The sequence below is a fragment of the Paraburkholderia sp. SG-MS1 genome (assembly GCF_012275575.1).
Lineage (GTDB): Bacteria > Pseudomonadota > Gammaproteobacteria > Burkholderiales > Burkholderiaceae > Paraburkholderia.
This window is the reverse complement of sequence record NZ_NPIH01000135.1, coordinates 1-9,659: the sequence shown is the minus strand read 5'-3', so window position 1 is coordinate 9,659 and position 9,659 is coordinate 1. Positions and strand designations below refer to the sequence as shown.

The 9,659-nt window shown below is 65.8% G+C and carries 11 protein-coding genes; 3 read left to right on the top strand and 8 right to left on the bottom strand.

All coding sequences use genetic code 11. From position 1 onward, the window contains the following. From otnK to CIC12_RS10425, 3 genes are all read right to left on the bottom strand, one after another. The coding region (gene otnK, locus CIC12_RS10435; protein WP_168664046.1) for a 3-oxo-tetronate kinase at nt 1–836 on the bottom strand (836 nt) is incomplete at its 3' end. A gap of 15 nt (nt 837–851) precedes the next feature. Continuing rightward, nucleotides 852–1,742, bottom strand: a complete 891-nt coding sequence (ltnD, locus tag CIC12_RS10430) for an L-threonate dehydrogenase (RefSeq protein ID WP_168664045.1) — start codon at nt 1,740–1,742, stop codon at nt 852–854. Between the two features lie 88 nt (nt 1,743–1,830). Further along, entirely contained in the window at nt 1,831–2,535 is a 705-nt protein-coding gene (locus tag CIC12_RS10425) for a FadR/GntR family transcriptional regulator (protein ID WP_168664044.1), read from the bottom strand. Between the two features lie 206 nt (nt 2,536–2,741). Between CIC12_RS10425 and CIC12_RS10420 the strand changes: the two genes are divergently transcribed. Further along, the gene (locus CIC12_RS10420; RefSeq protein WP_121321147.1) at nt 2,742–3,566 is read left to right on the top strand and encodes an IclR family transcriptional regulator; all 825 of its coding nucleotides are present in this window, start codon (nt 2,742–2,744) and stop codon (nt 3,564–3,566) included. Nucleotides 3,567–3,663: 97 nt separating this feature from the next. On the opposite strand, the gene CIC12_RS10415 is transcribed toward CIC12_RS10420, so the two are convergent. Together CIC12_RS10415 and CIC12_RS10410 are read right to left on the bottom strand one after the other, a co-directional pair. Next, nucleotides 3,664–4,974 carry an MFS transporter gene (locus CIC12_RS10415; protein WP_168664043.1) on the bottom strand — a complete coding sequence of 437 codons (1,311 nt, stop codon included), beginning with the start codon at nt 4,972–4,974 and terminating at the stop codon, nt 3,664–3,666. 19 nt (nt 4,975–4,993) lie between these two features. Continuing rightward, nucleotides 4,994–6,214, bottom strand: coding sequence for a M20 aminoacylase family protein (locus tag CIC12_RS10410; RefSeq protein ID WP_168664042.1), 1,221 nt, complete (start codon nt 6,212–6,214; stop codon nt 4,994–4,996). A 131-nt stretch (nt 6,215–6,345) separates the two neighbouring features. Between CIC12_RS10410 and CIC12_RS10405 the strand changes: the two genes are divergently transcribed. Further along, on the top strand, nt 6,346–7,254 hold the full coding sequence (locus CIC12_RS10405; protein ID WP_168664041.1) for a LysR family transcriptional regulator: 909 nt from the start codon (nt 6,346–6,348) through the stop codon (nt 7,252–7,254). A gap of 6 nt (nt 7,255–7,260) precedes the next feature. On the opposite strand, the gene phnN is transcribed toward CIC12_RS10405, so the two are convergent. Genes phnN through phnF form a run of 3 tightly spaced genes read right to left on the bottom strand, consistent with a single transcriptional unit; the run spans nt 7,261 to nt 9,295 of the window. After that, nucleotides 7,261–7,815 (bottom strand): phosphonate metabolism protein/1,5-bisphosphokinase (PRPP-forming) PhnN, encoded by a 555-nt coding sequence (phnN, locus tag CIC12_RS10400; protein ID WP_168664040.1) that lies wholly within the window; start codon nt 7,813–7,815, stop codon nt 7,261–7,263. A gap of 2 nt (nt 7,816–7,817) precedes the next feature. Continuing rightward, a complete protein-coding gene (locus CIC12_RS10395; RefSeq protein ID WP_168664039.1) occupies nt 7,818–8,540 on the bottom strand; it encodes a DUF1045 domain-containing protein in 723 nt (240 codons plus the stop codon). Beyond that, nucleotides 8,537–9,295 (bottom strand): phosphonate metabolism transcriptional regulator PhnF, encoded by a 759-nt coding sequence (phnF, locus tag CIC12_RS10390; protein ID WP_168664038.1) that lies wholly within the window; start codon nt 9,293–9,295, stop codon nt 8,537–8,539. Before phnF ends, CIC12_RS10395 begins: the two co-directional genes overlap by 4 nt. Before the next feature lie 181 nt (nt 9,296–9,476). Between phnF and CIC12_RS10385 the strand changes: the two genes are divergently transcribed. Beyond that, on the top strand, nt 9,477–9,659 hold a 183-nt coding region (locus CIC12_RS10385; RefSeq protein ID WP_168664037.1), incomplete at its 3' end, for a phosphonate C-P lyase system protein PhnG.

Here is a 9,659-nt window from a genome sequence, read left to right as displayed (position 1 = left end):
TTAGTCGCCTTCGACGCGCTGCCGGCCAGCACCGCCGACAGACCCTCGACACGCGGCAGTTGCGCGGCGTCGTGCTGCTCCGCGAGCAAGCCCGCGCGGCGGAAGTTCGCGGGCAGGCCCAGCGCGACGCCCGAGCCGCCGGTGATCAGCGTCAGGTCCGTGCAGGCTTCGCCGAGCACGTGGAGATCGGCGTCGGACACCGCGTCCGCGATCGCCATGCGCACGCCGTCCTCACGCAGCGCATCGAATGCCGCACGCACGCTCGACACGCCTTTGGCCACCGCGTCGTAACGCACGAGGCCGACTTTCGATTGCGTCTGACGTTGCAGCACGCGAACGAGGTTCGCATCGCGCATCGGCGTGAGCGGATGGTTTTCCATCCCCGACTCGTTGAGCAGCACGTCGCCGACGAACAGGTGGCCGCGAAAAATCGTGCGGCCATTTTCGGGAAACGCCGGGCATGCGATCGTCAACGCGCTCGCGTTGCCACCGTCGGCGCTCAGCGCATCGAGCAGCGCATCGGTCACCTGGCCAATGTTGCCCGAGTCGGTCGAATCGAACGTCGAGCAGTACTTGAAGAAAAATTGCCGGCAGCCTTGCGCGCGCAACCAGTGGAGTGCGGCGAGCGATTGCGCAACGGCATCGGCGGCAGCAATAGTGCGCGATTTCAGCGCGACCACCAGCGCGTCGGCCTCGATCGTTTCGTTCGCCGCGGGCACGCCGATCGTCTGCACCGTGCGCATACCGCCGCGCACCAGCATGTTGGCGAGATCGGTCGCGCCGGTGAAGTCGTCGGCGATGCAGCCGAGCAGCGCGCGTGTCGTAGTTGCCGTCATGGATAGCTCTCCTGCTTACTTCGCCGCCGGCAGATCGATGCCGGGGAAAATCCTGATCACCGCGGAATCGTCTTCACCACCATGGCCGGCCGTGGACGCCATCATGAACATCTGATGCGCCGCCGCCGACAGCGGCAACGGAAATTTCGAGCGGCGTGCGGTATCCAGCACGAGGCCCAGGTCCTTGACGAAAATATCGACTGCCGACAACGGCGTGTAATCGCCCGCGAGAATGTGCGGCACGCGGTTCTCGAACATCCACGAATTGCCCGCGCTGTGCGTGATCACCTCATACAGCGCGTCGGGATCGACGCCTTCGCGCAGGCCAAGCGCCATCGCCTCGGCGGCGACCGCGATATGCACGCCGGCCAGCAACTGATTGATGATCTTCACCTTCGATCCCGCGCCGTGCGCCGCACCAAGGCGGTACACCTTGCCGGCCATCGCGGCCAGCACGTCCTCGCACGCGGCATAGGCGGCGGCCGGGCCGGACGTCATCATCGTCATCTCGCCGGATGCGGCGCGTGCCGCGCCGCCCGAAACCGGCGCGTCGAGCATGTGCAACCCGGCGGCCTCGATCCGCTTGCCGAGTTCGATCGCGAAGTCCGGCGCGACAGTCGCACTCGCGATCACCACGCCGCCCGGCCTGATCGCGGCCACCGCGCCCTGTTCGCCGAACAGCACGGCTTCGGTCTGAGCCGCATTCACGACCAGCGTGACAACCACTTCACACTGCGCACCGAGTTCGGCAGGCGTCGCGCAACCGACGCCGCCTTCGTCGACGAACGCCTGCAGCACCTCGCGGCGCAGATCACATGCGTGAACCCGAAAGCCCGCGCGCAACAACGAGCGCGCGACACCCAGGCCCATTGCACCAAGACCGATGACACCGACATTTCTGGACATGCTTGACCTCTATGAATTCGTTCTGCGTTGTCGCGTCCGATGAACGCATGCGTTCATCGGAGCCCTCGCTGCGCCACGGGCTGAAACCTCAGCAAATCCCCGCTTCCGCGAGGCGCCGTGCGGCGTTGTACATATGCGTGCGCGCCGCGTTGCGCGCCGCCATCGGATCACCCGCGCGAATCGCGTCCGCAATGGCCGCATGCTCTTCGCGCACCTGGCGCGAAAAGTCCTCGCGCAAGGCTTCGTTGCGGCGCGTGACGACGGTGCCCGCCTCCAGGTATTGATTCAGGAACGTGAGTGTCTTGAGGAAATACGGATTGCCGGTGGCCGCCGCGATTGCACGATGGAACGCGACGTCTTGCGCGACGCCCTCCTCGCCTTCGGCCACTGCCTGATCGATGCGCGCGAGCGCCGCGTCGATCGCGGCCATGTCGGCATCGCTGCGCCGCATCGCGGCTTCCGATGCGACTTCCGCTTCGATCGCACGACGCAGCGCGAGGATCTGCACGACCGAGCCGGGTTCGGCCGCCTCGGCCGAATCGATCCGCAACGGCCGGACCGAGCCGTGTGCCGCGACGAACACGCCGCTGCCCTGGCGCGGCTCGACCACCCCCTCGTTCTTCAGCCGCGAAATCGCCTCGCGGATCACCGTGCGACTCACGCCGAACTGCTGCGCCAGCACGACCTCGGTCGGCAGCTTGCCGCCGCGCTCGAAGGTGCCTTTGTCGATCTGCTTCAGAAGCTGCTGGGCGACCGTGTCGCTCAATGCCCGCGCAGGAATCTTGTCGAACATCGATGCCTCGATTGATCATGTCATCGGGTCATCATACAAATTTTGAATGTGGCCTGCATCGGCGCAAACCCTGGTATTTTTGGGCAAATCAGTGTCCAGTTGGCGAATCACAAAGGCTTAAGCTATCGTCACGCCTTTGCGCCACCGCGCGCCGCGTGAACGGTGCGGCGTCACGCGCAGTTTCCTCGAACGCATTCTCAAGGCCCATGAGCAAAGCCCTGCCACCGTCTTCCGCCGTGCCCGCCAGCGCCGAACCGGCCCCGGACAAACCGGGCGACTCGTATGTGCAGTCGTTCGCGCGTGGCCTCGCGGTTATCCGCGCGTTCGACGCGACGCGCCCCGAACAGACGCTCACCGATGTCGCCGCCGCGACCGGCCTGACGCGCGCCGGCGCGCGCCGCATTCTGCTGACCCTGCAGACGCTCGGCTACGTGGAGGCCGAAGGCCGCCTGTTCCGCCTCACGCCGAAGATTCTCGACCTCGGTTTCGCGTACCTGACGTCGATGCCGTTCTGGAATCTCGCCGAACCGGTGATGGAAAGCCTGTCGGCACAGGTCCACGAGAGCTGCTCGGCGGCCGTGCTCGATCGCACCGAGATCGTCTACGTGCTGCGCGTGCCGACGCACAAGATCATGACCATCAATCTGTCGATCGGCAGCCGCCTGCCCGCGTATTGCACGTCGATGGGCCGCGTCCTGCTGTCCGCGCTCGACGACGAAACGCTCGACGCGACGCTCAGTTCGACGCCGCTCTATGCGCATACGCCGCGCACCGTGACCGACAAGGAAGAGCTGAAGCGACTGATCGCGCAGGTGCGCCGCCAAGGATGGGCGATCGTCGATCAGGAACTGGAAGGCGGCCTGATTTCGCTGTCCGCGCCCATCCGCAATCGCCAGGGGCGCGTGATCGCGGCGATGAACATCAGCGGTAACGCGCAGCGCAATTCCGCGAAGCAAATGGTGAAGGCGTTTCTGGAGCCGTTGCAGCAAGCCGCACAGACCGTGTCGGAGATGGTGGCGCGGCGCGGTTGAAGGCGGTTCGCCTGATAACGAAGCAAGCGCGGGCGGGTTGCCGGCGCGCTGCCTTCATGGCTGCGGGAAAAGACGTCAGTGGAGGCGCCGCGATCCCTCAATCGATCGATTCGTTCGCGGTCTCCCTGAGCATCGAGACCGCGACCAGCGACACCACCACGCACGCTGCCACATAACCGGCCGGCGCCAGCTTGCTGCCCGTCACCCGGATCAGCCACGTCGCGACCAGTTGCGCGGTCCCGCCGAACACGCACACGCTCACCGCATACGCGATCGAAATGCCGGTGGCACGCACGCGCCGCGGAAACGACTCGCACATCAGCGCGAATTCCGACGCCGAGCCCATCGAATAGAACACCAGCATCAGCGCGGTCAGCGACATCACCACCGATAGCTGCGCAAAGCGGTTCATCAGCATGAAGGCCGGAAACAGCAGCAGGACCAGCACGCCACGGCCAAACAGGATGGGCCGCTTGCGGCTACCGATACGGTCGGATACGAGACCGAACAGCGGGCACGTGATCAGCATCACGAGGCCCGACGCGACGCCGACCAGCATCGACAGCGACATCGGCAGGCCAAGCGTGTGGATCGCGTAGGTCGGCATGTAGAACGTGAGAATGTAGGTCGAGACCGTGCCGCCCATCACTGTCAGCGTGATCAGCACGAGCTGACGCAGATGCGCGGTGAAGAGTTCATGCAGCACGCCGCGCTCGATCCCGTGGCCGTGCGCGCTGGACGTATCGTCGGCGAGACGGCGGCGCAGGTAGATGCCGACCGGCGCGATCAGCACGCCGAGCAGAAACGGTACGCGCCAACCCCAGCTTTCCAGCGCTTCTTTCGACAACGCCGCCGATAGCGCGGCCGCAATGCCCGCGCCCATCAGCGCCGCGCCGCCTTGCGTCGCCAGTTGCCAGCTGGCGCGAAAACCGCGCCGCGTGCCGCCGCCCTGTTCGAGCAGCGTGGAGGTGGCCGCGCCGAACTCGCCGCCTTGCGAGAAGCCTTGCACGAGACGCGCGAACACGATCAGCAACGGCGCGGCGAGACCGATCCGGGCGTGGGTCGGCGTGAGCGCGATCAGGCCGGTGCTCGCCGCCATCAGCATGATGGTCAGGTTGAGTGCGGCCTTGCGCCCCTTGCGGTCGGCGTACACGCCAAGCATCACGCTGCCGAGCGGCCGTGTGATGAAACCCGCAGCGAAGGTCGCCACCGACAGCAGCAACGAGGTGGTCGGGTCCGTCGACGGAAAAAACAGCCTGCCGATGATCACGGCGAAAAAGCCGTACACGGTGAAGTCGAAGAATTCGAGCCAGTTGCCGATCACCGCGGCGGCGACCGCGCCGCGACTGGAGATCCGGTTCGTGCCTGCGGCGTCGAGGGTGCGCCTCGCGTCGGTGGTGGTGTTCATCGTGTGGTCTCTTTCGTCGTTATGTCGGCCGGTAGCGCAGTGTCGAGGCTCGCTGCGCCAGATACCGCTCCACCAGCCGCGTCCAGAACGCAGCGCCGACCGGCAGACTGCGATCGTTGAAATCGTAGTGCGGGTTGTGCACCATGCAGGCGTCCTCGCCCACGCCGTTGCCGATCCGCAGGAACGTGCCCGGCCGCTTTTGCAGCATGAAGGCGAAGTCCTCGCTGCCCATCAGGATGTCGGTGTTCGCGACCACCTTGTCGTCGCCGACCAGTTCGCGTGCGACCTGCACCGCGAAATCCGTTTCGGCATCCGAATTAACCACGACCGGATAGCCTTCGATGTACTCGACCACCGCCTTGCCGCCATAACTGGCCGCCTGAGTTTCGGCGAGTTCGGTAATACGCTTTTTCAGCAGGGCGCGCACCTCGGGGCTGAACGAGCGCACGCTCAGCTCCAGTTTCGCGCTGCTCGAAATCACGTTGTTGGCGGTGCCCGCATGCATCGAGCCGACTGTCACCACCGCCGGCTGCGACGGATCGACGTTGCGCGCGACGATTGTCTGCAACGCCATCACGATGCTCGCCGCAACCACGACCGGATCGACTGTAAGATGCGGACGCGCGGCATGCCCGCCGACGCCTTCGATCGTGATGATCGCCTTGTCGCCCGCCGACATGAACGGCCCCTTGCGAAACAGCAGCGTGCCGGGTTCCGCGCCCGGATGATTGTGCACGCCGAACACGGCGTCGCAGGGGAAGCGCTCGAACAGGCCATCGTTGATCATCTTCAGCGCGCCGCTGTCGATGCCGCTCTCTTCCGCCGGTTGAAAATACAGATGCACCGTGCCCGAGAAATTGCGCGTGGCCGCGAGATGCTGGGCGGCGCCGAGCAGCATCGTCGTGTGGCCGTCGTGGCCGCAGGCGTGCATCTTGCCGTGCGTGCCGCTCGCATACGGCAGGCCGGTTTGCTCGATGATCGGCAGCGCGTCCATGTCCGCGCGAATGCCGATGCTGCGGCGGCCGTCGCCGACCTTCAACGTGCCCACCAAGCCGGTTTTGCCCACTCCGCGCGTCACCTGCCAGCCCCATTGCTCCAGCTTCTCCGCGACCAGCGCGCCGGTTTGCAACTCCTCGTAGGCCAGTTCCGGGTGGTGATGGATGTGATGGCGAATCTCGCGCAGGCTCTGCGCGGCAGGCTCCAGATCGGACACTTCGGTAAAACGCGCGGCTTCTTTCATCTCGATGGCTCCGTGAACTCACGCCGCAAACGCGCGGCAAACAGCTCGCCACTATAGCCACGCCGTTTTGTTCGAATAAGATGCTATTTTTTTCACCCCGATTAACCGGTCTTATATAGAGGATTACCCTCATGAAGCTGCAGCAGTTGCAGGCTTTCGTCGCGGCCGCGCATCATCGCAGCTTGCGCGCCGCCGCGCGCGAACTCGGTGTGACGCAGCCGGCCGTCACGCATACGATCCGCGAGCTCGAAAGCGCGCTGAATGCGGAACTGATGCTGCGCAGCGTACGCGGCATCGAGTTGACGGCGTGCGGGCTCGCGCTGCTGCCGCGCGCCGAGCAATTGCTGGGCGACATGCGGCGCACGGTCGAAGCCGTCGAACAGGTGAAAGGAGAACTGGCCGGCAAGGTCAGCGTGGGGACCATGCCGTCGATCGCGCTCACGGCGCTGCCGCATGCGGTGTCGAGCTTTCGCCAGAAGATGCCGCTGGTGAATCTGCATCTGGAGGAAGTGACGATTCCCGATGCGCTCGCGCGTTTGCGCAATGGCGCGCTCGACATCGCCGCGCTTCATCACGTGCAGGCGCTCGACAGCGATCTGGTGCAGGCGCCGCTCTACTCGACGCAGTTCGTGGTCGCGCTGCGCGCCGGGCATCCGCTTGCGAACGTTACCCGGCTGCACGAACTGCTCGACGCGGAGTGGATCGCGACGGTCGGCGCCGATCATTTTCCGCACAGCGTGATGATGGCCATGTTCAACGCGCACGGCTTGCCGGTGCCGAAACGACTGGTGCGGGCGCCGTCGTCGTTTGCGGTGACGTTGGGGCTGGTGTCGCAAACCGACGTGATCGGCTGCTTCACGCGGCCGCTCGCGCAGATGGTCGCGCCGCTCGGCATCCGCGTCGCGCAGATCGAAGACGCGCTGCCGAACTACGATCTGAGCATCATGTCGCGGCGCGATCTGCTGCCCACGCCGGCGGTTCAGCAGTTCGTCCTGTGTTTGCAGCAGGCGACGCGGGAGCGGATGGCGGCCGGTGAATAGTTCGCTTCAATGAACGCCGGCGCGCGCCATGAGAATCTCGATCAACGCCTGGCCCGCGTCTTCGAGACGCCCGGAATTGTCGATCGTCGTACAGCGCACGCCCGCGGGCAATGAGAACGGCGCGCGCCGCGCGAGCCGGGCCGCGACCTGTTCCGCGGATTCACGCGCCCGCGCGCCGAGACGCGCTTCGAGAATATGCGGCGCGGCATCCACGTGCACGATTTCCACGCGCGGATAGCGCGCCAACGTGTGCTGCACATGCTGTCGCGAGCCGTTGACGACCACCGTGCAACCGCGCGCCAACCACGCGTCGAGTTCGATGCCGATGCCATAGCGCAGCGCATGACTCGACCATTCGAGCGCGAACAGGCCGAGCACCGACCGCGCGGCGAACTCTTCGACGCTCAGCGGCACATGCACTTCGCCGTTGCCGCCCGGCCGCGTGATGTAGCGGTGCGCGAACAGGATCGGCTCGCCTGCGAGGCGTTGGCGCGCGAACGCCAGCAACGCGTCCTTGCCCGCGCCGGACGGCCCCATTACATAGATCAAACGCCCTGCCATGGTCATATCACCTCGCGAGTCTGGAACGGCAAGCGCTGCCACAGCACGAACGGCTCGCCGGGCGCGGGTTCGACAAAGAGCGCGGCCTGATCGACGCTCAACGGCCCGAGCGCGCGCGTGCGCTGCCGCCACCAGGCGACCAATGCCGCGCGCTCCCGCACCTCGGCGAGCGAACCGGACAGCGTCATGTGAAAGCGGAATTCGTCGAACACGTACGGATAGCCCCAGGCGATTAACAACGCGCGCTGCCGATCGCTCAATGGCGCTTCGAGCCGGCGCGCAAGATCGGCAGCGGACGGCCGCGCGCGCAATGGGTTGAGCGTTAGCAGAGCGCTATTCGCCAGCGCGCGAATGGCGGCCTCGCCCCGCTGATCCACTGGACGCAGTGCGACGAAATCGCCGAGCGTCGCGGCCTCCACCGGCAACATGAAGGCGTGCTGCGTGAGCGCCCATGCACGCGCCGCGACCAACAGGTCGTCCTGCGTGACGCCGGCCGCGAGATGAAACGGGGCGACCAGCGTGCCGTGCCAGCCATAACGACGCGGCGCTTCGGTCAACTCCGTCAGCGCGCGCGCCAAGCCTTCCGGTTGAGGCGGCACGTGGCGCTCGCCGCTTTGCGCATCGCGGCCGAGCCACACCGAACCTGCGCGCCACCACGCGGACTCACCCGAGGGCGCGTAATACACGCCAAAGCGTGCGCCGGCGTTCCATGCAGCGCCGTTCACAGGTCGTGCTCCACCAGCAACTGCACACGGTCCGCCGCGAAATGCGCGAAGCCGTACTTGACCGGTGTGCCTTGCAAGTCGACATCGACGTTTTCGACCCACAGCACCGGCTGCTGCCGGTTGATGTTCAAACGCCTCGCCACTTCCGGCTCGGGCAGCACGCTGCCGATACGGCTCCACTTGCGCAGATAGTCGTCGACGCCGAACTCGGCCATCGACTTCGTGACGCTGCCAGTGCGCTCCAGCACCTCGGGAAGGCCCGCGAACCGCGTGGCCGGATACCAGCTGCGCGCGAACGTGAGCGGCACGCCGTCGGACTCGTGCAGCGATTCGATCCGGTAGACCGCGGCGCCCGCCCGCAGACTCAACGCTTTCGCGACACCGGGCTCGGCCTTCACGCGCGCCGCCGACAACATCGTGCCCGCCGCCGCGTGATGCTGCTGGCGCAAGTTCTCCGTGAAGCGCGTGCGGCGGCCGATCGAATAGTCGATCGCGCCGGGTTGCACGAAGGTGCCGCGCCCCTGCTCCACGCTCACGAGGCCCGACGCGGCCAGTCCCAGCATTGCGCGACGCACGGTATGCCGGTTCACTTCGAAGCGTTTGGCCAGTTCACCCTCGCTCGGCAAGCGTCCTTCTTCGCCGAAGCCGCTGGCGGCGATCTCGGCCGCCAGAATCTGCTCGATCTGCCGCCACACGGCCACGCCCGCGCCACGTTCGAGCGTCATACCCGGCATCGCGTTGTCGATCGATGTCATGGTGCTGTCATTCCCCCAGGATCAAATATTCGGCATGGTGTGCATTGTAGTGCGCAAGCCATGATGAAAATGTGAAAACAACGGCACACATGCCGACGCTCGACAAGCATACCTCTAAACGTCTAGACGTTTAGATGAATAGATGGTCAAATGTCCATTCGCTGGCTCAACAGGAAATACGATGAGCGCTACTTCCGCGTCGCCTCCGCCCGTTCCCGCGTCGTCCGAGCGGCGCGCCTGGATGGCCGTGCTGGCCCGCACATCGCGCGCCGATCTCGAAGCCGCCATGGAGCGCGCACTGCACGGCCTGCCCGCGCCGGCTTACGACTGGCTGCGTCCGCCCGAAATCGGCCTTGCGATGGTG

Excerpts from the sequence above, each read along its gene's own strand:
- ltnD (WP_168664045.1), bottom strand. The coding sequence starts at position 1,742 with ATGTCCAGAAATGTCGGTGTCATCGGTCTTGGTGCAATGGGCCTGGGT.
- CIC12_RS10425 (WP_168664044.1), bottom strand. The coding sequence starts at position 2,535 with ATGTTCGACAAGATTCCTGCGCGGGCATTGAGCGACACGGTCGCCCAG.
- CIC12_RS10420 (WP_121321147.1), top strand. The coding sequence starts at position 2,742 with ATGAGCAAAGCCCTGCCACCGTCTTCCGCCGTGCCCGCCAGCGCCGAA.
- CIC12_RS10415 (WP_168664043.1), bottom strand. The coding sequence starts at position 4,974 with ATGAACACCACCACCGACGCGAGGCGCACCCTCGACGCCGCAGGCACG.
- CIC12_RS10410 (WP_168664042.1), bottom strand. The coding sequence starts at position 6,214 with ATGAAAGAAGCCGCGCGTTTTACCGAAGTGTCCGATCTGGAGCCTGCC.
- CIC12_RS10405 (WP_168664041.1), top strand. The coding sequence starts at position 6,346 with ATGAAGCTGCAGCAGTTGCAGGCTTTCGTCGCGGCCGCGCATCATCGC.
- phnN (WP_168664040.1), bottom strand. The coding sequence starts at position 7,815 with ATGGCAGGGCGTTTGATCTATGTAATGGGGCCGTCCGGCGCGGGCAAG.
- phnF (WP_168664038.1), bottom strand. The coding sequence starts at position 9,295 with ATGACATCGATCGACAACGCGATGCCGGGTATGACGCTCGAACGTGGC.